Genomic DNA, 25,582 nt, shown 5'->3' on the forward strand with positions numbered 1-25,582 from the left:
CGGTCAGCGGGAGGCGGTGGTGCCCTCGGTGGGTTCGGTGGGCTCCGCCGGCTCGCTCCGCTGGGTGTCCGGCACGGACGGTGCCGAGCCACCGCTCTTGGCAGCCGGCACGCCCTTGTCCGCGCCCGCCGACTCGCCCTTCTCGGCGGGAGCGCCCTTGTCGACAGCGGCGCCCTTCTCGGCGGCAGTGCCCTTGGCGTCCTGGGCGCTCTTGGCCGCGGCCTCGCTGCGGGCCGTGATCGCGCGCCAGGCGGCCTCGGCTGCCTGCTGCTCCGCCTCCTTCTTGCTGCGTCCTGTGCCGGTGCCGTACGCGACACCACCGACGCGGGCAGCAGCCGTGAAGGTCTTCTCGTGGTCCGGGCCCGTCTCGGAGACCAGATATTCCGGTACGCCGAGTCCCTCGGCGGCCGTCAGCTCCTGGAGGCTGGTCTTCCAGTCCAGGCCGGCGCCGAGGTTGGAGGAGCGCTCGATGAGCGGGTCGAAGAGGCGGTGCACCAGTTCGGACGCCGCCTCCAGGCCCTGGTCGAGATAGACGGCGCCGATGACCGCCTCCAGGGTGTCGGCGAGGATCGACGCCTTGTCCCGGCCGCCGGTGCCCTCCTCGCCCCTGCCGAGGCGGATGAAGGCGCCCAGGTCGAGACCCCGGGCCACGCCCGCGAGGGCGCGCGAATTGACCACCGCGGCCCGCAGCTTGGCGAGCTGGCCCTCCGGAAGGTCCGGATGCATACGGTAGAGGGTGTCGGTGACGACGAGTCCGAGGACGGAGTCACCGAGGAACTCCAAGCGCTCGTTGGTGGGCAGCCCGCCGTTCTCGTACGCGTAACTGCGGTGCGTCAGCGCACGCACCAGAAGGGCGGACTCCAGTTGGTAACCGAGCCGCCCTTCCAGAATCGCGTGGGACGAGGCCGCGTCCACCAGCTCCGCAGAATCTCCTCCCTTCCCGGGAGCGGGGTTCTGAGGAGTGCCGGCGTTGGACATTGAGCCTGTCACCAGCCGATCAGACCTCGAGGACCTGGCGCTTGTTGTAGGTGCCGCAGCTCGGGCACGCGATGTGCTGCTGCTTGGGCTCGCGGCAGCGCTCGCACTTCACCAGGGTGGGGACCGCAGCCTTCCACTGCGACCGGCGGTGGCGCGTGTTGCTGCGCGACATCTTCCGCTTCGGAACAGCCACGGCTACTTCTCCTGTGAGTCATCCCCGTCGGTGCGGGGCTCGTTGTCCTTCTCGCCGTCCGTCATGGTCTCGGCGAGTCCCTGCAGTGCCGCCCACCTGATGTCGACGGCGTCTTCGTGCCCGTGGTCAGGATCGTCCGCCAGCCGGGCCCCGCACTCGGGGCACAGCCCTGGACAGTCCTCGCGGCACACCGGCTGCAGCGGCAGTGCGAGCACCACCGCGTCACGCAGCACGGGTTCGAGGTCGAACAGGTCGCCCTCGAGGAAGAGGGTGTCCTCTTCCCCCTCGGCCCCCTCGCCGTCAGCGGGCTCCGCCACAGGGCGGCCCCGGTCGTCGGCCTCGGGGTAGGAGAACATCTCCTGGAAGTCCGCTTCGACCCTCTGGTCGAGCGGCTCCAGACACCTTACGCACTCCCCTGTCAGCGGCGCACGGGCGGTGCCCGTGACGAGCACCCCTTCCATGACCGACTCCAGGCGGAGGTCCAGCTCGATCGTCGCCCCGTCGGGAACCTTGATGAACTCCACACCAAGATCGCCGGGGGACTCCACCTCGCGGGTGAGCCGCTTCATCGCACCAGGACGCCGCCCCAGCTCGCGCGTGTCGAACACGAGAGGAGCACGGTGGTCGAGGGGGGATTTCAGGGCTTCCTGCTTTCTACGGGGTGGGGCCGGGGCCGCGCACGTACTCACGGCCGAAGAGACAGGATACTTGACGGCTCCCCCATGACCCAATCCGCGCCCGCGGTGCCGCCCCGCACCGGGCCCGGGGGTCAGCCGCCCTGGCCGTGCCGCTGCTCGTACGCCCTGAGCTGGTCGATGTCGATCATGCTGGTGTCGAAGAGGCTGGTCTCGTCGAGCTGCGCCTGCGGCTGATGCTGCGAGTGGTGCTGGGGCTGGTGCTGGTGCTCGGGCTGCGGCTGGTAGTGCTGCTGTTGCTGCTGCGGGTAGTACCCGTCCTGCTGCTGGCCGTAGCCGTACGGATCGTGCTGCTGGGGTGCGTAGTACGCCTCCTGCTGGGCCTGCTGGGCGTACGCGTACGGGCCGTGGTGCTGCTGACCGCCGTCGTACGGCATCTGCTGCTGCCCGTAGTAGGGGTCGGCGGCGACCGGCTGCCCTTGCGGCTGCGGCGGGATGTGCGGGGCCTGGGGCGGCTGGGCGGGCGGCTGCGGGAGCTGCTGTTCCTGCGCCGGCTGCGCCGCCGGGTCGGCGGTTGCGAGCCCGGCGAGGTAGTCGGCGTCGCTGGTGTGCCCGGTGTGGTTCTCGGCGCCGTCCTGCGCGGCCATGTGCGCCGCCAGCTCGTCCACGGGGTCATGGCCGTGCAGCTTGAGCCGGCCGCGCCCCACCGCCTCCAGCGTCTTGGCGAGCACAGCCGCGACGGAACCGAGCCGCGCCTCGACGTAGCTGTCAGCACGGCGCTGCAGCTCGCGGGGGTCGCCGGTGCGCTCGGGGGCCTCGTGCGCGTACTCCTCGTGCCACTCCTCGGCCCCGGGCCCGCTGCCCAGCAGCTTCTCCCTGCCGCGTTCGATCGAGCCGATGGTCTTGGAGAGCACCGCCTCGAAGTTGGCCAGCTTGCTGTCGACGTAGTCGTCCGCCTCGGCGCGGATCTGGCCCGCCTCCCGGCGGGCCTCGCCCAGGATGCGGTCGGCCTCCTCCTGGGCACGGCGGGCCACCTCCGTGCCGGACACCAGCGCGGCGCGCTCGGCCTGAGCCGCCTCGATGATGCGCTGCGCCTCCTGGTGCGCCCCGGCCACGACCTGCTCACGGCCGCCGATCACCTCGCGGGCCTCGGCGAGCGAGCCGGGCAGCGCCTGGCGCACTTCCTCGAGCATGCCGAGCAGCTCGGCCCGGTTGACCACGCAGGAGGCGGACATGGGCATCGAGCGCGCGCCGTCGACGGTCGCCACGATCTCGTCGAGTTTCTGCTGTACGTCCACGCAGGCGACTGTACGGCCAGTGGGCGCGGGCCCGTTACTCCTTGCCCGAAACCGGCGAATCCGGGCAGGTCACAGTCGCCGGACCGGGGTCACGGCTTGGTGAGGCGCTCGGCCAGCGCGCGGTTGACGGCGTCCGGAACCAGGTGGGAGACGTCGCCGCCCCAGGTGGCGACCTCCTTGACTAGGCTGGAGGAGAGGAAGCTGTAGGTGGGGTTGGTGGGGACGAACAGCGTTTCGACGCCGGAGAGGCCGTTGTTCATCTGGGCCATCTGCAGCTCGTAGTCGAAGTCGCTGACCGCGCGCAGCCCCTTGACGATGGCCGGGATGTCGCGCTCCTTGCAGAAGTCGACCAACAGCCCGTGGAACGCCTCCACCTGGACGTTTCCGAAGCCCTCGGTGACCTGGCGGATCAGGTCGATGCGCTCGTCGACGGAGAAGAGCCCCTGCTTCGATTTGTTGATCATCACGGCGACGTGGACCACGTCGTACAGCCGGGAGGCGCGGTCGATGATGTCGAGGTGGCCATTGGTGATGGGGTCGAAGGACCCCGGGCAGACTGCGCGGCGCACTGGCACTTCCTCGCTCTCCTCACGGCGGGCACGGGGCCCCGCCTCAGGTGATCTCAGCATGACGCGCGAGTAACTTCCCGCGCGGCGGCGCGACCGTACCAAAGCGTTCCCTCGCCGTAACGACGGGATCTGAGCGACTCGAAACCCTCCGGCCAGCGGAAATCACCGCCCCTGGTGCTGCGCTCCACGGTGGCCAAGGCACCGGGTGCCAGCCAGCCCTTCGCGCGGAGTGTGAGCAGTGTCTCCCGCAGTTCGTCGTCGGTGACGGCGTACGGAGGGTCGAGGAAGACCAGGTCGAACGGGTGCTCGGGCGGCTCTCCCGCGAGGACCTGCCCTGCCTTGCCCGACCGCACCTGAGCGCCCGGCAGCCCGACCGCTCGCACGTTCTCCTTGATGGTGCGCACCGCACGCGTGTCCGTCTCGACCAGCAGTACGTACGCGGCGCCCCTGGAGAGCGCCTCCAGACCGACGGCGCCCGAGCCGGCGTACAGATCCAGCACCCGCAGCCCCTGCCAGCCCGCGGCGCCTCCCAACTGCGACTCCCAGCTGGAGAAGAGGCCCTCGCGGGCCCGGTCGGAGGTGGGCCGGGTGCCGGTGCCCGGTGGGACGGCCAGCCGCCGCCCGCCTGCGGCTCCGGCGATGACGCGGGTCATGGGTGCGGATCGATCCTCTGTGTGGGGTGGATGCTCGGAATCAGGATCCCACGCGGGCACGCGGCCTGCGTGGGGGTGCTTCAGCCCTTGTCGAGGTACTCCTCACGCTCCTCGTCCAGCAGCGCTGCCAGCGCCGTACGCAGCTCCGGATGGCCGGCCAGCTCCGGGTCGGCAGCCACCAGGGCCATGGCCTCTTCGCGGGCCTCGGCGATGACCTCCTCGTCCTCGATGACGGTGAGCATCCGTAGCGAGGAGCGCACCCCCGACTGCGCCTGACCGAGAACATCGCCCTCGCGGCGCTGTTCGAGGTCGATGCGGGAGAGCTCGAAACCGTCGAGCGTGGCGGCGACGGCCTGCAGCCGGGCCCGCGCCGGGCTCTCCTGCGGCATGTCCGTCACCAGCAGGCACAGGCCGGGGGCCGAGCCCCGCCCGACGCGACCGCGCAACTGGTGCAGTTGGGAGACGCCGAAGCGGTCCGCGTCCATGATCACCATGCCGGTGGCGTTGGGCACGTTCACCCCGACCTCGATGACCGTGGTGGCCACCAGCACATCGACCTCGCCCGCGGCGAACCGCCGCATCACCTCGTCCTTCGCCTCGGGCTGCATCCGTCCGTGCAGGGCCGCGACCCGCAGCCCTGCGAGCGGGCCGGAGGCGAGCTGGTCGGCGATGTCGAGGACCGCCAGCGGCGGGCGCTTCTCCTCGCTGTCGGCGCCCTCGTCCCCGTCCGCCTCGCCTTCGGGGAGCTGCTCCTCGTCCGCGGTCCGCTTCGCTGCCGCGCCCTTCGCCGGCGCCGTCTCCTCGTCGTCGCCGATCCGCGGGCAGACGACATACGTCTGATGCCCCGCCTCGGCCTCCTCGCGCACCCGCTCCCAGGCCCGGGTGAGGAAGTGCGGCTTGTCCCTGACGGGCACGACGTGGGTGGCGATCGGGGAGCGCCCCGCGGGGAGTTGGTCCAGGACGGAGGTCTCCAGATCGCCGAAGACGGTCATGGCGACGGTCCTGGGGATGGGCGTCGCCGTCATCACCAGCAGGTGCGGGGGTTGCTTGCCCTTGGAGCGGAGCGCGTCGCGCTGTTCGACGCCGAAGCGGTGCTGCTCGTCCACCACGACCAGGCCCAGGTCGTGGAAGGTGACCTTGTCCTCGATCAGCGCGTGGGTGCCCACCACGATGCCCGCCTCGCCGGTGGCCAGGTCCAGCAGCGCCTTGCGGCGGGCCGCGGCGCCCATCGAGCCGGTCAGCAGCACCACTTTGGTGCCCTGCTCGGCGCCGCCCAGCATCCCGCCCTCCGCGAGTTCACCCATCATCTCCGTGATGGACCGGTGGTGCTGCTGGGCCAGCACCTCGGTCGGCGCGAGCATCGCCGCCTGGCCGCCCGCGTCCACGGTGGCGAGCATGGCCCGCAGTGCCACCAGCGTCTTGCCGGAGCCGACCTCCCCCTGGAGCAGCCGGTGCATGGGGTGCTCGGTGGCCAGATCGGCGAAGATCTCCCGGCTGACCTCGCGCTGCCCGTCGGTGAGGGTGAACGGCAGCCGCGCGTCGAACGCGTCCAGCAGGCCGCCGGGGGCCGGCTGCCGCGGCACGGCGGGCAGTTCGGTCTCCTTGGCGCGCCGCCGGGCGAGCGCCACCTGGAGGACGAACGCCTCGTCCCACTTGAGCCGGGCACGGGCCTCACCGATGTCCGCCTTGCTGCGCGGCCGGTGGACCTTCTCGAACGCCTCGGGGAGCGCGATCAGTCCGCGCTGCTCGCGCAGCGCCCCGGGCAGCGGGTCGCTCAGCCCGCGCCAGCCGGTGGCCTCCAGCGCGCCGAGGACGGTGGCGACCGACTGCTCGATGTTCCAGGACGAGAGCTGCTTGCACGCCGGGTAGAGCGGCAGCAGCGCGCCGGCGAACCGCTGCACCGTCTCCTCGTCGCTGTCCTCGTCCAGGAGTTTGTAGTCCGGGTGCGACAGCTGGAGCCTGCGGTTGAAGACCCCGACCTTGCCGGCGAACATGCCGCGCTTGCCCGGCAGCAGCGTCCGCTGGTGGTAGTGGACCGAGCGGCCGAAGAAGACGAGCTGGAGCCGTCCGCTGCCGTCCGTCAGCGTGACCTCCAGGCGCTGCCCCGTGCCCCGGTTGAACTTGTGCACTCGCGCGTCATGAATCCGCGCGACGACGGTGACGTGCTCGTCCAGCGGCAGCTCGGACAGCCGGGTCAGCTCGCCGCGCTCGGCGTACCGGCGCGGGTAGTGGTGCAGCAGGTCGCCGACCGTGCGCAGCCCGAGATGCTCGGACATCACCTTCGCGGTGTTGCCGCCGAGCAGCGCCTTCAGCGGCTCCTGGAGGGGTTCGCTTCGCGTCGTATCAGTCGAGGGCACGGTTCCATCCTGCCGGACGGGGGTGACAGCGCCGCTGTCCCTCGCCAGGAGATCCTTCCACTCCCCAGGAGAGATCGGCTGCTCGCCGACAGGGGCTACTCGACGCCGATCAGCAGCTGTGTCTCCTGTTGCTGCCCCTCGTAGACGACCGTGTCCACGGCGAGGTGGTTGGTGCGCACATAGTGCTCCAGAGCCGTGGCGAGCCCCTCGGGTGCTCGCGCGCCGACCACGAGGGTGACCAGCTCTCCCCCGGCCGCCAGCATCCGGGCCAGCACTTCGGTGGCGACTCGCACGGTGTCGCCGCCGATCAGCGCCACGTCCCCCTCGACGAGCCCGAGCACGTCCCCGGCCTGGCAGACACCCGCCGTCGTCCACGACTGACGCTCGGCGACGGTCACCTCGCCGTACCGGGTGGCTCCGGCCGCCGAAGTCATGGTGACGACGTCCTCGTCGAAGCGGCGGTCGGGCTGGTGCACGGCGAGCGCCGCGAGTCCCTGGACGGCGGCCCGGGTGGGGATGACGGCGCACCTGACGCCGGCGGCGCGTGCCGCGTCGGCCGCTCGCGCCGCCACCGGGTGCAGCTCGGTCTCGTTGGGCAGCAGCGCCACCTCGGCGGCCCCCGTCGCCCGCACCGCGGCGACCAGCGCGTCCTGCCGCACGGCATCGGCCGCGGGCAGCACAGCGGCACCCGCCCGCCGGCACAGCGCGGCCAGCCCGTCCCCCGGCACGACGGAGAGGACGGCACGCGCCGGAGTGCCCGGCTCGGGCGTCTCCTCCGCCACGGCACAGGGCGCTCCGCCCCGCACGGCCCCCGCGGCGCCGTCCCGGGCAGCCGCGCTGCCGCTCTCGGCGGTCGGCAGGTGGGTGATGCGGATGCGGTACGGGCGTCCCGCCGCCAGGCCCGCCTCCACGGCTGCCCCGGCGTCGCCGACGTGGACGTGCACGCTCCACAGCCCTTCGCCGCCGCCGACGACCAGGCTGTCCCCGAGCGGGTCGAGCCGGTCGCGCAGCGCGTCGACGGCCTCGGGGTCGCCGGACTCCAGCAGGTACATCACCTCGAACTCGGGGCGGAAGGGTGCCTGCGGCGATCCGTCGGCGACCGACACCGCCGGCTCGTGGTCCGGTCCGGCACACGCCGCCGGACCGGTACCTGCCGCCGCTCCGGGCGCCGTCGCGGACGCCGGCTGCTGGGGGACGCGCTCGCCCAGCGCCGCCCACAGCGAGGTCAGCAGCGCCGTCAGGCCCAGCCCGCCCGCGTCCACCACGCCCGCGCGTGCCAGGGCCGCCAGCCGCCCGGGGGTGGCGGCCAGGGCCTCGTACGCCGCCACCGCTGGATCGCCCCCGGCCTCGGCGGCGTCGGCGGCGGCCGCCGCCACCGTCAGCATCGTGCCCTCGACGGGGTGCGCGACAGCGGCGTACGCGGCGCGCGCCCCGTACCGCAGGGCGCGCGGCAAGGCCCCGGACGGCTCGCCGCCCTCCGCCGCGAGGCCGTGTGCCATACCGCGCAGATACTCGGCCAGGATGGTGCCCGAATTGCCCCTGGCGTCCAGCAGCGCGGCCCTCGCCATCGCACGCAGCGCCTCGGCGGCCGTCGCCTGCGCTGCCGTCGCCTGCGCTGCCGTCGGCTCCCCTGCCGTGGTCTCTCCTGCCGTCGGCTCCGGGGCCGGGAGCGCCGCGACCGCCGCCTCGAAGGTGAGGCACAGATTGGTGCCGGTGTCCCCGTCGGCGACCGGGAAGACGTTGATGGCGTCCATGCGCGCGCAGTGAGCGCGCAGCGACTCGCGGCCGAGGGCGCTCCAGCGGCGTACCGCGGCGGCGTCGAGCGGTAGCGGCACGTGCGGGACCTCCTTCGGGGCAGCGGCCGGGCCGGCGGCCGGGGCGGCTGTGTTGCGGGAAGGCTAGTGGGGAGCCGGGCGGAAGCCCAGGTCGGGACCGGGACGAAGGCCGTGGTTTCGCTGTTCGAGACCGTCCGTTGTATGCTGCTCCGGTTGCCTGATCCGGATGTTTCGTTCCGGTCGGTAACGATCTCCCTGGCACAGCCGGTCATCTGGTCCTGCGTCGCCGGGATTCACCGTACGTGCATCTGAAGTCTTTGGAGTGACCCGTGGCTGCGAACTGCGACGTCTGCGGCAAGGGGCCGGAGTTCGGCAACAACATCTCCCACTCGCACCGCCGCACCCGCCGTCGCTGGAACCCGAACATCCAGCGCGTGCGTGCCGTGGTCGGCGGGACGCCGAAGCGCCTCAACGCCTGCACCTCGTGCATCAAGGCCGGCAAGGTGTCGCGCTGACGTCCTCGACGTAACGCAGCGCGGCTCACGCCGAGCCGAACGCAGAACCGGCCCGCACAGGCGGGCCGGTTTTTGTGTGTCCGGAGGCTTTCGCATGTCCGGGCGCTCTCACCTGTCCTGGTCGTTTCCATGGAGCCGGACGCGTTCGCGGCGGGCGGCTCAGCCGCGCTCGCCCAGCCGCCACCCGTGGTCCACGGGCCCCAGTCCGGCACCCAGCGGGAAGCCCGCCGCGATGGCGCCCGTCGTGTACTCCTTGGCAGCCCTCGCGGCCTCGGGCACCGGCAGCCCCTTGGCCAGATACGAGGCGAGCGCACTGGCCAGGGTGCAGCCCGTGCCGTGGGTGTGCCGGTTGTCGTGACGCGGCGCGCGCAGCCAGTGCTCCTCGGTGCCGTCGGTGAGCAGGTCCACGGCCTCGCCCCGCAGATGCCCGCCCTTGATCAGCGCCCAGCGCGATCCGTGGGCCAGCACGGCGACCGCGGCCTCACGCAGCCCGGTCTCGTCGGTGACCCGGACGCCCGTCAGCTGGGCCACCTCGTCGAGGTTGGGGGTGACGACGGTGGCGACGGGCAGCAGCTTGCCGCGCAGCGAGTCCACCGCCTCCCCTGCCAGCAGCGGGTCCCCGTGCTTGGAGACCCCCACCGGGTCGACGACCACCGGCGCCTCGGTCCCGGCCAGCAGTTCGGCGACGGTCTCCACGAGCTCCGCCGAGGCCAGCATGCCCGTCTTGACGGCCTGTACCCCGATGTCGTCCACGACGCTGCGGTACTGGGCGCGGACCGCCTCCGCCGGAAGCTCCCAAGAGCCCTGCACGCCGAGGGAGTTCTGCGCGGTGACGGCCGCGACCACACTCATGCCGTGGGTGCCGAGCGCCAGCATGGTCTTCAGGTCGGCCTGGATGCCGGCGCCGCCGCCGGAGTCGGACCCGGCGACGGTCAGCACACGGGGCGGCGCGCCGGGAGTCACCGGGCGCTGTACCCGCGCACCGTCCGCACCGCCCGCACGGGGGTTCACATCGTCCATGGGACGACCGTACTCAGTGCTCCTCGTCGTCGGAGAAGTGGTCCCAGCCGCCCGCCTTGGCCCAGGGTGCGCCATCCACGGTGACGCGCGGCCGCGCCGAGGCGCCCTGCACCTCACCGATGACGCGCCAGCGCGCCGGAAGCTTCTGGTCGCGGGGGAAGGTGGCGACGATGGCGTGGTCCTCTCCCCCGGTGAGCACCCACTGGAGCGGGTCGACGCCGACGGCCTGTCCGATGTCGGCCATCTGCGCGGGGATGTCCAGGTCGGCGGAGCGCAGGTCGATGCGCACCTTGCTGGCCTCGGCGATGTGTCCGAGGTCGGCCACAAGTCCGTCGCTGACGTCGGTCATCGCTGTCGCGCCCAGCCCGGCGGCTGCGGGCCCGGCGTGGTACGGGGGCTCGGGGCGGCGGTGCGCCTCCACGAAGGCCCGGGGCGAGCGGAAACCGCGGGAGAGCACCGCGTGCCCGGCCGCCGACCAGCCCAGCCACCCGGTGACGGCCACTACGTCGCCGGCGCACGCCCCGGAGCGGGTGACCGGCTCCCGGTTGCGCAGATCGCCCAGGGCCGTGATGGAGACGGCGATGGTGTCGCCGCGTACCACGTCGCCGCCGACCACGGCCGAGGCGGCGACCTGCGCCTCGTCCCGGATGCCGTCCATCAGCTCGGTGGGCCAGTTCGCGGGGAGGTCGGCGGGGACCATCAGACCGAGCAGCAGCGCGGTGGGGACCGCTCCCATGGCGGCGATGTCGGCCATGTTCTGCGCCGCGGCCTTGCGCCCCACGTCGTAGGCGGTCGACCAGTCGCGCCGGAAGTGCCGTCCCTCGACGAGGATGTCGGTGCTGGCCACCACGCGCCGGTCGGGTGCGGCCACCACAGCGGCGTCGTCCCCGGGGCCGATCCGCACCGCGGAGGTGGTGGTCAGCCGGGAGGTCAGTTCCCGGATGAGGCCGAACTCCCCCAGTTCGCCCACGGTGCCCTTGGTCCGCCCCGGAACGGGCCCGTGGGGGGCCGCGGGGTGCGCAGGCTCCGACGCGGTACCGCCGTTCACATCCCGCATTGCTCTGCCCCTTCGCTCGTTTCGCTCATCGTGCTCTCCCGTGCGTCGTCCACCCGCCGGTGGTACGTGTCCGTACGTGTCCGTCCGGCGCCCGCCCCACCCACCGTGGTGCCCCCGGTCCGTCCGCGCTTTGCCGCTGCCCCCTGCTGCCCGTGCGCCCGGCCGCCACGAGGGCGGCGCTGTGGTCTCCCCGTGGCAGGGGCGACGCGGTACGGTGGCGTTTCTCTCTCGCCCCGCATGATCCTCGCAGCCCCCGTGGAGGTTCCGTGGTCCAGGCGTACGTCTTGATTCAGACCGAAGTTGGCAAGGCTTCGACCGTCGCGGAGATCGTCTCCAAGATCCCCGGCGTGATCCAGGCCGAGGATGTAACGGGTCCGTACGATGTGATCGTGCGTGCCCGCGCGGAGACGATGGACGACCTCGGCCGCATGGTGGTCGCCAAGGTGCAGCAGGTGGAGGGCATCACCCGCACGCTGACCTGCCCGATCGTCCATCTCTAGGCCCCCCGTATGCTCGCCCGGTGAGCATTCGACGCCCGGCTGCCTCCCCTCGTTCCCGCCGGACCGTGCCCGCTGCCGCCGTGGGCGCGCTCCTGGTTCCGTCGGCCCTGCTCACGGCGGGCTGTTCGGTCACAGGCCAGACGGGGCCCACCCCGCCCAGCCCCTCCGGCAGGGCGGCGAAGGTCTGCCGTGCGCTGCACGACGCACTGCCCGGGCGGGTGGACGGGCAGCGGCGTGGCGAGGCCGACCCCGCATCCGACTACACCGCAGTGTGGGGCGACCCGGCCATCGAGCTGCGCTGCGGCGTGCCCAGGCCCGCCAAGCTCACCCCAGGTGACGAAGAGTACAACCCCACAGCCGACGCGGCGGAGGTGAACGGGGTCCCCTGGCTGATCGAGAAGCAGAACGGCGGGTACCGCTTCACCACGACCGACCGGGTCGCCAACGTCGAGTTGACCGTGCCCGACGACTACGCGCCCGAGGCCGAGGCGCTCGCCGATCTGAGCGACGCGGTCCGGCACACGGTGCCGAAGCGGCAGCTCTGACCGGAGTCACGGAGCATCCCCGGCGGCGTCAGCGCCCACCCGACGCCCCCAGCGCCTACCGCAGGCCGGTGGGGCGGTTGAGGGCCGACTGGATGAGGCGGTCGACCAATTCGGGGTAGCCGACTCCGGTCTCCTGCCACATGCGCGGATACATCGAGATGGGGGTGAAGCCCGGCATCGTGTTGATCTCGTTGATGACGAACTCGCCGTCCTCGCCCAGGAAGAAGTCGGCCCGCACCAGCCCCTCGCAGGAGGCGGCCTCGAAGGCGCGTACCGCCAGCTCCCGCACCCGCGCCGTCTGCTCCTCGGTCAGCGGCGCCGGCACGATGCCGGAGGCGGAGTCGATGTACTTGGCCTCGAAGTCGTAGAAGTCGTGGTTGCTGACCGGCGGGATCTCGGCGGGGACGCTGGCACGCGGGCCGTCCTCGAACTCCAGGACGCCGCACTCGATCTCCCGGCCGCGCAGCAGGGACTCCACGATGATCTTCGGGTCGTGGCGCCGCGCCGTCTCCACGGCCTCGTCCAGCCCGGCCAGCCCTTCGACCTTGGTGATGCCCATGGAGGAGCCGGCCCGCGCCGGCTTCACGAACACCGGCCAGCCCTGCTCGGAGGCGAAGTCGACGATCTTCTTGCGCGCCGCGGCGGGATCGGTCTCCCACTCCCGGGGCCGGACGGTGACATAGGGGCCGACCGGCAGCCCGAAGGAGGTGAAGATCCGCTTCATGTACTCCTTGTCCATGCCGACGGCCGAGGAGAGTACGCCCGAGCCGACATACGGCACCTCGGCCAGCTCCAGCATCCCCTGCAGGGTGCCGTCCTCGCCGTACGGCCCGTGCAGCACCGGGAAGACGACGTCGATCTCGCCCAGCGCCTTGGGCACCTGCCCCGGCTCGGTGTGCACGACCTCGCGGCTGCCGGGTGAGACGGGCAGCAGCACGCCGCCGGTGTCCGACTCGGAAAGCTGCTCGACGGTGGGCAGCTCGCGGTCCTCGATGGCCATCCGGGCCGGGTCGTCGGCCGCCAGCGCCCAGCGGCCGTCCGCGGTGATACCGATGGGCAGCACCTCGTACTTGTCGCGGTCGATGGCGCTGAGCACCGCGCCGGCCGTGAGGACGGAGATCTGGTGCTCTGAGTTGCGTCCGCCGAAGACGACGGCGACTCGGGGCTTGGGGGCGGGGCTCTGGCTGCTCATATCGCTGGGACTTTACCGCCTCCCGCCACCCCGGCACTCCGCCGACACCTTGTGCCGCGCCCCGAAGGGGCGCGGGTAACCGCTCCCCTGGGGCACCTCCCGGCCGGAGGCCGGGGGACTCCGGCCGGGTGGGGGCACCTCCCGGCCGGAGGCTGGGGGTACCCCCGCAGGCCACAGCGGACGGACGGCCCGCGTAGGCCAGGAAGGAGCACCCCCGCATCGGACCGGAACAGGCGGCTACCCGTTCTCCGGCTTGGCGCTGCGAGCCATCAGTTCCTTCAACGCCACCAGCGGCGGCTTGCCCTTGTGGACGATCTCCACCACCGTCTCGGTGATCGGCATCTCCACCCCGTGCCGGCGCGCCAGGTCCAGCACGGACTGGCAGGACTTGACGCCCTCCGCGGTCTGCTCGGTGACCGCGATCGTCTCCTCCAGGGTCATGCCCCGGCCCAGGTTGGTGCCGAAGGTGTGGTTACGCGACAGCGGCGAGGAGCAGGTGGCAACCAGGTCGCCCATCCCGGCGAGACCGGCGAAGGTGTGGGCCTCGGCGCCCATGGCGAGGCCGAGCCGGGTGGTCTCGGCCAGGCCCCGGGTGATCAGCGACGCCTTGGAGTTGTCGCCCAGGCCCATCCCGTCGGCGATGCCCACGGCCAGCGCGATGACGTTCTTGACGGCACCGCCCAGCTCGCAGCCGACCACGTCGGTGCTGGTGTAGGGCCGGAAGTACGGGGTGTGGCAGGCGCTCTGCAGCGCGCGTGCCGCCTCCTCGTCCGCGCAGGCGGCAACGGCGGCGGCCGGCTGGCGGGCGGCGATCTCGCGGGCGAGGTTCGGCCCTGTCAGTACGGCGACCCGCTCGGCGGGGACACCGGCCACCTCCTCGATGACCTCGCTCATCCGCTTGGCGGTGCCCAGTTCGATCCCCTTCATCAGGGAGACGAGCACCGTGCCGGGGTGCAGCAGCCCGCGCCAGGACTCCAGGTTGGCGCGGAGGGTCTGGGAGGGCACGGAGAGCACCGTGAACTCCGCGTCCCGGGCGGCCTCGGCCGGGTCGGTGGTGGCCCGCACCCGGGCGGGGAGCTCGGTGTCGGGGTGGTATCCGGGGTTCCGGCGCGTGGTGTTGATCTGCTCGACGACCTCGGCCCTGCGGCCCCACAGGGTCACCTCGACCCCGGCGTCGGCGAGCACCATCGCGAAGGCGGTGCCCCAGGAACCGGTGCCGAACACGGCGGCCTTCCTGCGCTGTTCCCCTTGCCGCCGGTCCTGCTGCCCGTCCTGCCGGCTCACGCGTTCTTCTCTCCCTCTGCCGCCTCGGCCGTGGCCGGCGCCTGACCGGCCGTCTCCTGCTGTCCGTCAGCCCCGCGCGGCTGGGCCGGGCGCTCCCGGGCGGCCCGCTGCTCGTGCCTTTGGACCGCCGCCTTGCGCATGTCGTACCGCTCGGCGGGCGCCGGCTCGCCGCGGACGGCGGCGAGCTGCTCGGTGACGGCGTCCATCATGACGTCGGTGACCTCGCGAAGCACCTCGGCGGTGGGCTCACGGTCGTAGTACGCGGACAGGTCCAGCGGCGGTCCCGCCTGCACGATCAGGGTCTTGCGGGGGAAGAGCCTGAGCTTCTTCTCCTTGGCGTAGGGCGGCATCGCCAGATTGGCGCCCCACTGGGCGACGGGGATGACGGGCGCCCTGGTCAGCAGCGCGACCCGGGCGGCGCCGGTCTTGCCGGTCATCGGCCACATCTCCGGGTCGCGGGTGAGGGTGCCCTCCGGGTAGAAGGCGACGCACTCGCCCTTCTCGATGGCCTCCACAGCGGCCCGGAAGGCGCCCACCGCGTCAGCTGACTCGCGATAGACGGGAATCTGCCCGGTGCCGCGCATCGCAGCGCCCACGAAACCGCCCTTGAACAGACCCACCTTGGCCAGGAACCGCGGGACCCGGCCGGTGTTGTACTGGAAGTGGGCGTAGGAGAGCGGGTCGAGATACGAGTTGTGGTTGACGACGGTGATGAAGCCGCCGTCCTGCGGAATGTGCTCCACTCCGCGCCAGTCCCGCTTGAAGAGCAGGATCAGCGGGGGTTTCAGCAGGAACGCCGCCAAGCGGTACCAGAAGCCGATCTTCCTGCGTTTACCGTCACTCCCCGGCATTGCACTCCCCCTTCGGCTCGGCTTTTCCTGCCGAGGGTCCTGGGGTTGCTCCCGGGGCGGACACGGTTTGGCGGGACACCCGGACACCATCTCCTTAGGGGGCTCCTTGTGGGGCCCTTCCACTGAGGGCAAATCGACAACCGCACAAGTGTCGCCGCGGACTGCCTCACTGTCGAGCACACTGTCCGTGCCCGACCGTGTGGCACACGGTAACCCCACCCCCGGTCCGCCGCTCGGGGGCAGGCGAGAATGAGGCCGATGCAGCCATACGTGACGCCCGTGACCTGGACTCTCGTGGTGCCGCTGAAGCCTCTCTTCCGGGCCAAGAGTCGGCTGACGGGCGCCCCGACGGGCCTCCCTGTGCCCGAGCTCGCGCTGGCGTTCGCGCAGGACACCGTGCGCGCGGCCCTGGAGTGTGCGGCGGTGCGGGGTGTGGTGGTTGTCACTGACGATTCGCTGGCGGCAGGCGAACTGCGGGCCCTGGGGGCACGCGCGGTGCCCGATCTACCGGGCGACGGGCTCAACGCCGCGCTCGCGCACGGAGCGGCCGCGGCACGCGCCGCGGAGCCCGATACGCCCGTCGCGGCGCTCAACGCCGATCTGCCGGCCCTGCGGCCTGCGGAATTGGAACGGGTACTGAATGCGGCTTCCGGATTTTCCCGTGCTTTTCTTCCGGACGCCGCGGAAATCGGCACAACTGTGCTGACGGCCCTGCCTCGGACTGGGCTTTCCCCTGCTTTCGGGGGCCCTTCCCGGACCCGGCACCGGGCGTCCGGCGCCGTGGAACTCCCGCTGACGGGGGTGGCGAGTGTGCGCCAGGACGTGGACACGCCCGAGGATCTGCGCGCCGCGCTGGAGCTGGGAGTCGGCGGTTTCACCTCGGCGCTCCTGGCCGGGCCCGTCCCGGGGCCGGGCCGCTAGGCTGCCGGTATGCAGGCCACCGCGTACACCTACGACCCTCAGTCGCGGTCCGGCAGCGTGCTGCTGGACGACGGCACCCCGCTGCCCTTCGAGGCCCCCGCCTTCGACGCGGGCGGGCTCCGCCTGCTCCGTCCAGGCCAGCGGGTCCGCATCGAGGTCGAGGGCGAGCGGGACGACCGCCGGATCACCCTGGTGACGCTCCAGACCCTGTGAGACACGCGGCCGCGCGGTGAGACCCCGGCAGCCCGCTTCAGGCGCCCCGGTGAGTCTCGTACGGCCGGGCTCAGCAGCGCGAACGCCGCGGGCCGGGCTCCCCCGAGGGAGCCCGGCCCGGCGCTGGCGTGACGGCCCGCGAGGGCCGCGTTCTTCTTTCCCGGCCCGTGGGACCGGGTTCCCCGGTCCGTGGAACCGGGAGGTTTCCCTTGCCCCTCGACGGCGGTGCCGCAGGCGGGAGGGATCGATTCCGCAGCTGACCCGCGAGGCGGGTTAGCGCCGCCGCGACGTGGTCTTCTTGGCGGTGGTCTTGCGGGCGGCCGTCTTGCGCGCGGGCGCCTTGGTGGCGGTGCTCTTGCGCGCCGGAGCCTTCTTGGCCGTGGTCTTGGCCGGAGCCTTCTTGGCGGTGGTCTTCTTGGCGCCGGTGGTCTTCGCCGGAGCCTTCTTGGCCGTGGCCTTCTTCGCCGGGGCGGTCTTCTTCGCCGTGGCCTTCTTCGCCGGCGTGGCCTTCTTCGCGGTCGTCTTCTTGGCGCCCGCCTTCTTGGCCGTGGCCTTCTTGGTGGCGGTGCCACCGGAGAGGCTGCCCTTGGGGGCCTTCTTGACCGCGACATCGTTCTTGGGGAGCTTCTTCGCCCCGCTCACCAGGTCCTTGAAGCCCGCACCCGCGCGGAAGCGCGGCACGGAGGTCTTCTTCACCCGCACCCGCTCGCCGGTCTGCGGGTTGCGGGCGTAACGGGCCGGGCGGTCGACCTTCTCGAAAGAGCCGAAGCCGGTGACCGAAACACGCTCACCGGCGACGACCGCACGAACGATCGCGTCCAGGACTACATCGACCGCATCCGCGGCCTGCTGGCGTCCACCGAGGTCATCTTGGATAGCTTCAACGAGCTGCGCCTTGTTCACGTCTTCCCCTTCGGAGACATTGCCGGAACGAATGTGTTCAGCTTTTTCGCACGTTAGGCAGATATATACCGCAAATCAAACACGAAACGGGCGAATCACCCTTGTGCCGCAACGAACTCGCCCGTCACGGAGTTCCGTCCGCGCACACGTCCCCTTGGCCGGAGCTGAATCGCCCCTCGTCGACGTCGGCCATCAGGCGCTCCAGACGCCGTTCGGCGTCGGCGAGATCGTGTTTGGAAGCCGCGGTGATGACGAGCAGCTTCCGGGTCAGCGGCACCCGTGCGCTCTGCGGAATTTGCGGGGAGCGCACTCGGGAGTGCGCTTCCTTGAGTCGGGCGGCGAGTCGGTCGTAGAGCTCCAGTTGACCGTCGCGTTCCATGCGGTGATTGTGCCATCTGGGATGAGTTGTCGCTTCCAGCGGGTCAGCCTAGGCGGGAATGTGCCAGGTGTGAGCGCCAACTCCACTGGGCAGAGCCTTTGTTGACACCTCCCGGCGAGTCGTGCGGGCGAGTCGCGAACAGCACAGTGCCTTAGTGCGACAGGAGCCGACGTCAAGACTAATTCACGTCAATCGTCAGCGCACGCGTGCGCGCACACGTGCCGCACAACAACACCGCGCCCCCGCCGGGTGCGGCGGGGGCGCGGTGGCGCTGCGGGATGCTTGCCGGAAGAGCTCAGGCGGCCAGCGTGCGCGGTTTGAAGGAGGCCCGCGACTTCTCGAATTCCGCGATGGCGTCCTCGTTCTTCAGGGTGAGACTGATGTCGTCCAGCCCCTCCAGCAGCCTCCAACGGGCGTTCTCGTCCAGTTCGAAGTCCGCCTCGACGCCGGGCGCCACCACCTTGCGGCGCACCAGGTCCACGGTCACCTCGGCGGCCGGGTCCGCCTCGGTCAGCTCCCACAGCGCGTCCACCGTCTCCTGCGGCAGCACCACTGTGAGCAGGCCGTTCTTGAGCGAGTTGCCCCGGAAGATGTCGGCGAACCGCGAGGAGATGACGGCCTTGAAGCCGTAGTTCTGCAGCGCCCAGACGGCGTGCTCACGCGAGGAGCCGGTACCGAAGTCGGGCCCGGCGACCAGCACCGTGGCGCCCTGGTGGGCCGGCTGGTTGAGTACGAACTCCGGGTCCTTGCGCCATGCCTCGAACAGGCCGTCCTCGAAACCGTCGCGGGTGACCTTCTTGAGCCAGTGGGCCGGGATGATCTGGTCGGTGTCGACGTTGCTGCGGCGCAGCGGGACGGCCCGGCCGGTGTGTGTGGTGAAGGCTTCCATGTCTTCCGTATCCCTTCGGGTTCCTCGGTCCGTCGGCCCGTCAGGCGACAGCCGGCTCGCGGACGTCGGCCAGGTCGGCGGGCGAGGCCAGGTGGCCCAGTACCGCTGTCGCCGCCGCGACCTGCGGCGAGACCAGATGGGTGCGCCCGCCCTTGCCCTGGCGGCCCTCGAAGTTGCGGTTCGAGGTGGAGGCGGCGCGCTCACCCGGCTGGAGCTGGTCGGGGTTCATGCCCAGACACATCGAGCAGCCGGCGTGCCGCCACTCGGCGCCCGCCGCGGTGAACACCTTGTCCAGCCCTTCCTCGACGGCCTGGAGCGCGACCCGCACCGAGCCGGGTACGACCAGCATCCGCACGCTGTCTGCCACCTTGCGGCCCTCCAGCACGGCGGCGGCCGAACGCAGGTCCTCGATACGGCCGTTGGTGCACGAGCCGACGAAGACGGTGTCGACGGCGACCTCGCGCAGCGGCTGACCCGCGCTCAGGCCCATGTAGTCCAGTGCCTTCTCCGCCGCGTACCGCTCGCTGGCGTCCTGGAAGGAGGCCGGGTCGGGCACCGAGTGCGACAGCGGGGCGCCCTGTCCCGGGTTGGTGCCCCAGGTGACGAACGGTGCCAGCTCGGAAGCGTCGATGACGACCTCGTGGTCGAAGACGGCGTCCTCGTCGGTGCGCAGCGTCTTCCAGTAGGCGACGGCCTCGTCCCAGTCCGCGCCCTGGGGGGCGTGCTCGCGGCCCTGGACGTAGGCGAAGGTGGTCTCGTCCGGGGCGATCATCCCGGCGCGCGCCCCCGCCTCGATGGACATGTTGCAGATCGTCATCCGCGCCTCCATCGACAGCTTCTCGATGGCCTCGCCGCGGTACTCGATCACATAGCCCTGTCCACCGCCGGTGCCGATCTTGGCGATGATGGCGAGAATCAGATCCTTGGCTGTGACGTCCTCGGGCAGCTCGCCGTTCACGGTGACCGCCATGGTCTTGAACGGCGCCATGGGCAGCGTCTGGGTGGCGAGCACGTGCTCGACCTGGGAGGTGCCGATGCCGAAGGCGAGCGCGCCGAACGCGCCGTGGGTGGAGGTGTGGCTGTCGCCGCAGACCACCGTCATCCCGGGCTGGGTCAGCCCGAGCTGCGGTCCGACGACGTGTACGACACCCTGTTCGACGTCACCGAGCGGGTGCAGGCGGACCCCGAAGTCCGCGCAGTTCTTGCGCAGGGTCTCCAACTGGGTGCGCGAGACCGGGTCGGCGATCGGCTTGTCGATGTCGAGGGTCGGGGTGTTGTGGTCCTCGGTCGCGATGGTCAGGTCCGTGCGCCGTACGGCACGGCCCGCCTTGCGGAGTCCGTCGAAAGCCTGGGGACTGGTCACCTCGTGGAGCAAGTGCAGATCGATGAAGAGAAGGTCCGGCTCGCCTTCCACACGCCTGACGACATGGTCGTCCCAGACTTTTTCCGCGAGTGTGCGTCCCATCGCATTCCCTCCGGCCGGCAGCGCCGCCGACCACATGTCGAGACCAGTTCCTCCCCCGACCCTCAGCCGGGGGGACCCCCGAGAAGCGGCGGCCGTTCTTCAAGGTTGGCGGGTCGCCGGGAAAATTGAACTTGCGTTTCATACTCTGAGACATGAGTATCGACGCATGGACAACTCTAGCGGCGTCGGCGTTCTCGACAAGGCAGCTCTGGTACTGAGCGCTCTGGAGTCCGGTCCGGCCACCCTCGCCGGGCTGGTCTCAGCGACCGGTCTCGCGCGCCCCACGGCGCACCGGCTCGCGGTGGCTCTTGAGCACCACCGCATGGTGGCCCGCGACATGCAGGGCCGTTTCATCCTCGGGCCGCGGCTGGGCGAGCTGGCCGCGGCGGCGGGCGAGGACCGGCTGCTCGCGGCGGCGGGCCCGGTACTCACCCACCTACGCGATGTGACCGGCGAGAGCGCCCAGCTCTACCGGCGCCAGGGCGATATGCGCATCTGCGTGGCCGCCGCCGAGCGCCTCTCAGGGCTGCGCGACACGGTGCCGGTCGGCTCCACCCTCCCCATGAAGGCGGGCTCCGCCGCGCAGATCCTGATGGCCTGGGAGGAGCCGGAGCGGCTGCACCGCGGCCTGCAGGGCGCCCGGTTCACCGCCACCGCGCTCTCGGGCGTACGGAGACGGGGCTGGGCGCAGTCGATCGGCGAGCGCGAACCGGGCGTCGCCTCCGTCTCGGCGCCCGTACGCGGCCCCTCCAACCGCGTGGTGGCCGCCGTCTCGGTATCCGGACCCATCGAGCGACTGACCCGGCACCCGGGCCGGATGCACGCCCAGGCCATCGTTGACGCCGCTGCCCGCCTCAGCGAATCGCTGCGCCGGCCGGGCTGAAGACAGCAGTCCATGCGGACCGAGCGGGCCGCGCGAGCCGCCGTCGACGACCGGACCGAGGCGACCCGAGACACCCGACGCCGTAGTGAGCGGCCCGCCCGGCGGGCCCGTCAGGGCCTTCCGGACGCGGCCGTCAGCCGCTGTCCCGCACGGTCCGTCCGCCGCCCCACCGGAGCGCTGCCGTGCGCTGCCGCCAGGCCGTAGGGCGGCATGTCGACGTAGATGCTCTCGTGTGCCCCGGTCGGCACGACGTAGGTCTCGTGCCAGATGCCCACCGCGCCCTTGGCGTCGCGGGCCCGGCGGTTGAAGGCCGCCCACGCGGGCCGGTGCTCACGGTCCGTGTCGGCCGCGTACGCCAGCAGCTTCTCCGCCGACTCCCAGTGCTGGATCACCCCGAACTCGCGCGGCCCGCTGGTGACCAGCCTGCTGTCGAGCAGCCCCGCCCCGGGGTCGGCGCGCAGCTCGCGCAGCATCCTCGGCATCGCCGCGAACACCGGAAGCCAACGCCGCACCGCGCGGAACCGGTTGACGCGCATCCCGATCAGGAAAACCGTCACTTCGCCTGCCGTGTCCGCCGTCCTGCGACCGTCCAGTATCCGAGGTGTCATCCGTCCCCCTGGTGCATTCCGGCGCGGGCGGTCCGCGCTGTCGGCATGATTGGATAGTGCCACTTTCCAACACTCGGCGCCAGACGATTCCAGGAGCGGTCCCATGCGCATGGCCCAGGTGAGCGAGCACAGCGGCGTCCCGATCGCGACGATCAAGTTCTACTTGCGCGAAGGGCTGCTCCCGCGCGGCCGCAGGATCAGCACCACACAGGCCGAGTACGGCGAGGAGCACCTGCGCCGGCTGCGGCTGATCCGGGCGCTGATCCAGGTGGGCCGAATGCCGGTGGCGACGGCTCGCGAGGTGCTGGCCGCCGTGGACGACGAGTCGCTCTCCCAGCACCAACGGCTGGGGGCGGCGGCCTGGGCGCTGCCCGGACCCGTGCCGCCGGAGCAGGACGGGAGCGGACCGGACGAGACGGAGCAAGCGCGGCGCGAGGTGAGCGCCCTCCTCGCCCGGCTCGGCTGGCAGGCCGCAGGTCCCGACTCCCCTCCCGGCCAGGCGCTGACCGCGGCGGTCGCGACGCTGGCGCGCCTCGGCTACCCCTGTGACGCGGACCATCTGGCACTGTGCGCCCGGGCTGCCGAGCGCACAGCGGAGGCCGAACTGGACCTGCTGGAGAGCTTTCCCGACCGGGCGGCACAGGTGGAGGCGAGCGTGGCGCTGACCGTGCTGTACGAGCCGGTACTGCTCAGCCTGCGGCGGCTGGCGCACGTGGAGGAGTCCGCGCGGCGGTTCGAGGACTGAAACCGGACAGAACACGCCGAAGGCCCCGCACCTTCGGGTGCGGGGCCTTGGTGATCGAGTACCCCCGACCGGATTCGAACCGGCGCTACCGCCTTGAGAGGGCGGCGTGCTAGGCCGCTACACAACGGGGGCCCTACTTGCGATTCCGCCTTGACCTTGCAGCCCTGGACGGAATCCGTACCCCCGACCGGATTCGAACCGGCGCTACCGCCTTGAGAGGGCGGCGTGCTAGGCCGCTACACAACGGGGGCTCGATCTCGCAGAATGTGAACACTGCTGAACACAATGCGGATCTTGCTGGGCTACCAGGACTCGAACCTAGACTAACTGAACCAGAATCAGTCGTGCTGCCAATTACACCATAGCCCACCGAAACGCAACCCCCTGCGGGGATTTTGTCTGGGTGACCGCCTCCCGGCTCCGGCCTTTGCGGCCTGCCCCGTTCGGCGACAGGAAGAACATTACCTGATCGAGGACGGTGCTCCAAAACGAGTTCCGGGCGCCCGCCGAGGGGCACCGTCCCCACCTCGGCAGCTACGAACCGAGCTTGGCCAGGGCCGCGTCGACGCGGGCGAGGGAGCGGTCCTTGCCCAGGACCTGGAGGGACTCGAACAGGGGCAGACCCACCGTGCGGCCTGTGACGGCCACCCGGACCGGGGCCTGGGCCTTGCCCAGCTTGAGGCCGTGCTCCTCGCCGGCTGCCAGGACGGCGTCCTTGAGGGCCTCCGGAGAGTTCCAGTCGGCGCTCTCCAGCTTGGCGCGGGCCGTGCGCAGGAGGTCGGCCGAGCCCTCCTTCATCGCCTTCTGCCAGGACTTCTCGTCCCACACGGGCTCGTCCAGGAAGAGGAAGTCGACGTTGTCGGTGATGTCCGCCAGGACGGTGAGGCGGGTCTGGGCCAGCGGGGCCAGCTCCTCGAACGCCTGCTGGGAGAAGTTCTCCTCGGGCCACGGCGCGTAGGGGGCCCTCAGCCACGGCTCGCAGGCGGCGACGAAGTCCTTCAGCGGCATCTCGCGCAGGTGGGTGGCGTTGATGGCCTCGCACTTCTTCAGGTCGAAGCGCGCCGGGTTGGCGTTCACCTCGTGGATGTCGAAGGCGGCGACCATCTCGTCCCTCGAGAAGATGTCCCGGTCCTCGGCGATCGACCAGCCCAGCAGGGAGAGGTAGTTGAGCAGGCCCTCGGGGAGGAAGCCCCGCTCCCGGTAGAGGTTGAGGGAGGACTGCGGATCGCGCTTGGAGAGCTTCTTGTTGCCCTCGCCCATGACATAGGGCAGGTGTCCGAACTCCGGGACACGCTTGGCGATGCCCAGCTCCATCAGCGCCCTGTAGAGCGCGATCTGGCGGGGAGTGGAGGAGAGCAGGTCCTCACCGCGCAGCACGTGCGTGATGTCCATCAGCGCGTCGTCGACCGGGTTGACCAGCGTGTACAGCGGGGCGCCGTTGGTACGCAGGATGCCGTAGTCGGTGACGTTCTCCGGCTGGAAGGTGATCTCGCCGCGTACCAGGTCGGTGAAGGTGATCGGCTCGTCCGGCATCCGGAAGCGGACGACATGGCTGCGGCCCTCGGCCTCGTAGGCGGCGATCTGCTCGCCGGTCAGCTCGCGGCAGCGGCCGTCGTAGCCGGAGGGGCGGCCCTGTTTGCGGGCCTGCTCACGGCGCTGCTCCAGCTCCTCGGCCGTGCAGTAGCAGGGGTAGGCGTAGCCGCCGTCCAGCAGCTTGCGTGCGACGTCCGCGTAGATGTCCGTCCGCTGGGACTGCCGGTAGGGGCCGTGCGGGCCGCCACCCGCGACGAAGTCGCCATCAGACACAGCAGGGCCCTCGTCCCAGTCGAGGCCCAGCCAGCGCATCGCGTCCAGCAGCTGCTCGTAGGACTCCTCCGAGTCCCGGGCCGCGTCGGTGTCCTCGATGCGGAAGACCAGGGTGCCGCCGGTGTGCCGGGCGTACGCCCAGTTGAACAGGGCGGTACGGACCAGACCCACATGGGGGTTACCGGTCGGGGAGGGACAGAAACGTACGCGGACGTCCGTGTCCGCGGTCCCTTTCCCTCCGGAGAACTCAGTAGTCACGCTTGATCACCTTATTGGTGAGAGTGCCGATTCCTTCGATGGTGACGGCGACCTCGTCGCCGACGTTCAGGGGGCCGACGCCCGCGGGGGTGCCGGTGAGGATGACGTCACCCGGCAGCAGGGTCATGGCCTGGGTGATGTGGACGATCAGGTCCTCGATGGGCCGGATCATCTCGCTGGTACGGCCCAGCTGGCGCTGTTCCCCGTTGACGGTGCACATGATGCCGATGTCCGACGGGTCCAGCTCGGTCTCCGTCCAGGGGCCCAGCGGACAGGAGCCGTCGAAGCCCTTGGCGCGGGCCCACTGGTTCTCCGCGCGCTGCACATCGCGCGCGGTGATGTCGTTGGCGCAGGTGTAGCCCAGGATGACGTCCTTGGCGCGCTCCCGGGGCACGTCCTTGCACAGCCGGCCGATGACCACGGCCAGCTCCGCCTCGTGGTGCAGCTCCTGGGAGAAGGAGGGGTAGCCGATCGGGTCGTTGGGGCCGATCACCGCGGTGGACGGCTTGAGGAAGGTGACCGGGGTCCCGAGGACCTCGTTGCCCAGTTCCTTGGCGTGTTCGGCGTAGTTCCTGCCGATCGCCACCACCTTGTTGGGCAGGGTGGGCGGCAGGATACGGACCTTCTCGTCCCGCATGGGGAGCTTCTGTCCGGTGCGCTCGAACTCCGCGAAGGGGTGGCCCTTGATGATGTCGAGGACGGGGCCCTCAGGGGATGAGGGCTCGCCCTCGACGACGCCGAACCCTACGGTTCCGTCCAGAGAGAATCTTGCGATGCGCACGGGGGTCCTTCGATGCGGGGGTCACTGGGCTGGAGCCCAGCGTATTCCACCCACCGCAACCACAGGGGCGCGGGGAAACTGCGCGACAAGCCACTGGGGGCACCTCCCGGCCGAAGGCTGGGGGTGCACCCGCAGACTGCGACGTACCGCAAGAGGCACCCCGGAAGCAGGAGCCCCTATCGCAGGCGGGCCATCAGCGCGTGCTCCACCAGCGTGATCAGCGCGCTCTTGGCGTCCGCGCGGTGGCGTGCGTCCGTGGTGATGATGGGCGCATCCGGGCCGATCTGGAGGGCCTCGCGGACTTCCTCC

General features: G+C 71.3%; 27 protein-coding genes, 3 tRNA genes and 1 pseudogene. 7 read left to right on the top strand and 24 right to left on the bottom strand.

Translation table 11 applies throughout. The annotated features are described in order from the left end of the window. Positions 1-3: 3 nt before the first annotated feature. From rnc to JW592_RS26575, 8 genes are all read right to left on the bottom strand, one after another. A complete protein-coding gene (gene rnc / locus JW592_RS26540; protein WP_209267798.1) occupies positions 4-978 on the bottom strand; it encodes a ribonuclease III in 975 nt (324 codons plus the stop codon). A 19-nt stretch (positions 979-997) separates the two neighbouring features. Continuing rightward, positions 998-1,171, bottom strand: coding sequence for a 50S ribosomal protein L32 (gene rpmF / locus JW592_RS26545; protein WP_016470089.1), 174 nt, complete (start codon positions 1,169-1,171; stop codon positions 998-1,000). Positions 1,172-1,173: 2 nt separating this feature from the next. Beyond that, a complete protein-coding gene (locus tag JW592_RS26550; RefSeq protein WP_229376915.1) occupies positions 1,174-1,740 on the bottom strand; it encodes a YceD family protein in 567 nt (188 codons plus the stop codon). Between the two features lie 200 nt (positions 1,741-1,940). Then, complete coding sequence (locus JW592_RS26555; RefSeq protein WP_209267767.1) at positions 1,941-3,104, bottom strand: F0F1 ATP synthase subunit B family protein; 1,164 nt, start codon at positions 3,102-3,104, stop codon at positions 1,941-1,943. 89 nt (positions 3,105-3,193) lie between these two features. Continuing rightward, the gene (gene coaD / locus JW592_RS26560) at positions 3,194-3,673 is read right to left on the bottom strand and encodes a pantetheine-phosphate adenylyltransferase (RefSeq protein ID WP_209267768.1); all 480 of its coding nucleotides are present in this window, start codon (positions 3,671-3,673) and stop codon (positions 3,194-3,196) included. A gap of 53 nt (positions 3,674-3,726) precedes the next feature. Then, positions 3,727-4,326 (bottom strand): 16S rRNA (guanine(966)-N(2))-methyltransferase RsmD, encoded by a 600-nt coding sequence (gene rsmD, locus JW592_RS26565; RefSeq protein WP_209267769.1) that lies wholly within the window; start codon positions 4,324-4,326, stop codon positions 3,727-3,729. Positions 4,327-4,406: 80 nt separating this feature from the next. After that, positions 4,407-6,602, bottom strand: coding sequence for an ATP-dependent DNA helicase RecG (gene recG, locus JW592_RS26570; RefSeq protein ID WP_229376917.1), 2,196 nt, complete (start codon positions 6,600-6,602; stop codon positions 4,407-4,409). A gap of 176 nt (positions 6,603-6,778) precedes the next feature. Beyond that, positions 6,779-8,518, bottom strand: a complete 1,740-nt coding sequence (locus JW592_RS26575) for a DAK2 domain-containing protein (protein ID WP_209267771.1) — start codon at positions 8,516-8,518, stop codon at positions 6,779-6,781. A gap of 269 nt (positions 8,519-8,787) precedes the next feature. Between JW592_RS26575 and rpmB the strand changes: the two genes are divergently transcribed. Continuing rightward, entirely contained in the window at positions 8,788-8,973 is a 186-nt protein-coding gene (gene rpmB / locus JW592_RS26580; RefSeq protein WP_016470082.1) for a 50S ribosomal protein L28, read from the top strand. A gap of 159 nt (positions 8,974-9,132) precedes the next feature. Here the strand turns inward: rpmB and thiD are convergent, their stop codons facing one another. Further along, positions 9,133-9,993 carry a bifunctional hydroxymethylpyrimidine kinase/phosphomethylpyrimidine kinase gene (thiD, locus tag JW592_RS26585; protein WP_209267772.1) on the bottom strand — a complete coding sequence of 287 codons (861 nt, stop codon included), beginning with the start codon at positions 9,991-9,993 and terminating at the stop codon, positions 9,133-9,135. A 13-nt stretch (positions 9,994-10,006) separates the two neighbouring features. After that, positions 10,007-11,050 carry a thiamine-phosphate kinase gene (locus JW592_RS26590; protein ID WP_209267773.1) on the bottom strand — a complete coding sequence of 348 codons (1,044 nt, stop codon included), beginning with the start codon at positions 11,048-11,050 and terminating at the stop codon, positions 10,007-10,009. A gap of 266 nt (positions 11,051-11,316) precedes the next feature. Between JW592_RS26590 and JW592_RS26595 the strand changes: the two genes are divergently transcribed. Then, entirely contained in the window at positions 11,317-11,550 is a 234-nt protein-coding gene (locus JW592_RS26595) for an Lrp/AsnC family transcriptional regulator (RefSeq protein WP_019355801.1), read from the top strand. Between the two features lie 20 nt (positions 11,551-11,570). Further along, positions 11,571-12,095 carry a DUF3515 domain-containing protein gene (locus JW592_RS26600; RefSeq protein WP_307805558.1) on the top strand — a complete coding sequence of 175 codons (525 nt, stop codon included), beginning with the start codon at positions 11,571-11,573 and terminating at the stop codon, positions 12,093-12,095. 55 nt (positions 12,096-12,150) lie between these two features. Here JW592_RS26600 and JW592_RS26605 read toward each other — a convergent pair whose 3' ends face one another. From JW592_RS26605 to JW592_RS26615, 3 genes are all read right to left on the bottom strand, one after another. Beyond that, positions 12,151-13,287, bottom strand: a complete 1,137-nt coding sequence (locus JW592_RS26605) for a D-alanine--D-alanine ligase family protein (RefSeq protein ID WP_209267774.1) — start codon at positions 13,285-13,287, stop codon at positions 12,151-12,153. A gap of 237 nt (positions 13,288-13,524) precedes the next feature. After that, positions 13,525-14,475 carry an NAD(P)H-dependent glycerol-3-phosphate dehydrogenase gene (locus JW592_RS26610; protein ID WP_229376921.1) on the bottom strand — a complete coding sequence of 317 codons (951 nt, stop codon included), beginning with the start codon at positions 14,473-14,475 and terminating at the stop codon, positions 13,525-13,527. Between the two features lie 92 nt (positions 14,476-14,567). Beyond that, positions 14,568-15,422 (bottom strand): lysophospholipid acyltransferase family protein, encoded by an 855-nt coding sequence (locus tag JW592_RS26615; protein ID WP_209267776.1) that lies wholly within the window; start codon positions 15,420-15,422, stop codon positions 14,568-14,570. 279 nt (positions 15,423-15,701) lie between these two features. Between JW592_RS26615 and cofC the strand changes: the two genes are divergently transcribed. Beyond that, the gene (cofC, locus tag JW592_RS26620) at positions 15,702-16,343 is read left to right on the top strand and encodes a 2-phospho-L-lactate guanylyltransferase (protein WP_209267800.1); all 642 of its coding nucleotides are present in this window, start codon (positions 15,702-15,704) and stop codon (positions 16,341-16,343) included. Positions 16,344-16,352: 9 nt separating this feature from the next. Continuing rightward, a complete protein-coding gene (locus JW592_RS26625; protein WP_209267777.1) occupies positions 16,353-16,556 on the top strand; it encodes a hypothetical protein in 204 nt (67 codons plus the stop codon). Positions 16,557-16,829: 273 nt separating this feature from the next. On the opposite strand, the gene JW592_RS26630 is transcribed toward JW592_RS26625, so the two are convergent. The 4 genes from JW592_RS26630 to leuC form a co-directional block, all read right to left on the bottom strand. Next, the gene (locus JW592_RS26630) at positions 16,830-17,459 is read right to left on the bottom strand and encodes an HU family DNA-binding protein (protein WP_209267778.1); all 630 of its coding nucleotides are present in this window, start codon (positions 17,457-17,459) and stop codon (positions 16,830-16,832) included. Between the two features lie 124 nt (positions 17,460-17,583). Next, positions 17,584-17,838: an SCO5555 family protein gene (locus JW592_RS26635; protein ID WP_209267779.1), complete on the bottom strand. Its 255-nt coding sequence runs from the start codon at positions 17,836-17,838 to the stop codon at positions 17,584-17,586. Between the two features lie 295 nt (positions 17,839-18,133). Then, positions 18,134-18,727, bottom strand: a complete 594-nt coding sequence (gene leuD / locus JW592_RS26640; RefSeq protein WP_209267780.1) for a 3-isopropylmalate dehydratase small subunit — start codon at positions 18,725-18,727, stop codon at positions 18,134-18,136. 40 nt (positions 18,728-18,767) lie between these two features. Continuing rightward, on the bottom strand, positions 18,768-20,192 hold the full coding sequence (gene leuC, locus JW592_RS26645) for a 3-isopropylmalate dehydratase large subunit (RefSeq protein ID WP_209267781.1): 1,425 nt from the start codon (positions 20,190-20,192) through the stop codon (positions 18,768-18,770). A 166-nt stretch (positions 20,193-20,358) separates the two neighbouring features. Here leuC and ndgR point away from each other — a divergent pair, with 166 nt between their 5' ends. Beyond that, on the top strand, positions 20,359-21,075 hold the full coding sequence (gene ndgR / locus JW592_RS26650; RefSeq protein WP_099884559.1) for an IclR family transcriptional regulator NdgR: 717 nt from the start codon (positions 20,359-20,361) through the stop codon (positions 21,073-21,075). Between the two features lie 110 nt (positions 21,076-21,185). Here ndgR and JW592_RS26655 read toward each other — a convergent pair whose 3' ends face one another. Then, the gene (locus tag JW592_RS26655; RefSeq protein WP_209267782.1) at positions 21,186-21,683 is read right to left on the bottom strand and encodes a DUF4188 domain-containing protein; all 498 of its coding nucleotides are present in this window, start codon (positions 21,681-21,683) and stop codon (positions 21,186-21,188) included. Between the two features lie 103 nt (positions 21,684-21,786). On the opposite strand from JW592_RS26655, the gene JW592_RS26660 reads away from it, so the two are divergent. Beyond that, positions 21,787-22,428 (top strand): MerR family transcriptional regulator, encoded by a 642-nt coding sequence (locus JW592_RS26660; protein WP_209267783.1) that lies wholly within the window; start codon positions 21,787-21,789, stop codon positions 22,426-22,428. A gap of 59 nt (positions 22,429-22,487) precedes the next feature. On the opposite strand, the gene JW592_RS26665 is transcribed toward JW592_RS26660, so the two are convergent. The 6 genes and pseudogenes from JW592_RS26665 to JW592_RS26690 all read right to left on the bottom strand — a co-directional run. After that, positions 22,488-22,560 (bottom strand) — tRNA-Glu (locus tag JW592_RS26665). 46 nt (positions 22,561-22,606) lie between these two features. Beyond that, positions 22,607-22,679, bottom strand: a tRNA-Glu gene (locus JW592_RS26670). 46 nt (positions 22,680-22,725) lie between these two features. Further along, positions 22,726-22,797 (bottom strand) — tRNA-Gln (locus JW592_RS26675). Between the two features lie 165 nt (positions 22,798-22,962). Beyond that, complete coding sequence (gene gltX, locus JW592_RS26680) at positions 22,963-24,492, bottom strand: glutamate--tRNA ligase (protein ID WP_209267784.1); 1,530 nt, start codon at positions 24,490-24,492, stop codon at positions 22,963-22,965. After that, positions 24,482-25,273, bottom strand: coding sequence for a fumarylacetoacetate hydrolase family protein (locus JW592_RS26685; RefSeq protein WP_209267785.1), 792 nt, complete (start codon positions 25,271-25,273; stop codon positions 24,482-24,484). The genes gltX and JW592_RS26685 overlap by 11 nt, the downstream gene beginning before the upstream one ends. A 176-nt stretch (positions 25,274-25,449) precedes the next feature. Continuing rightward, positions 25,450-25,582, bottom strand: a pseudogene (locus JW592_RS26690) (ATP-binding protein); the annotation flags it as partial.

Origin of the sequence: Streptomyces spirodelae, assembly GCF_017676385.1 — a bacterium.
Lineage (GTDB): Bacteria > Actinomycetota > Actinomycetes > Streptomycetales > Streptomycetaceae > Streptomyces > Streptomyces spirodelae.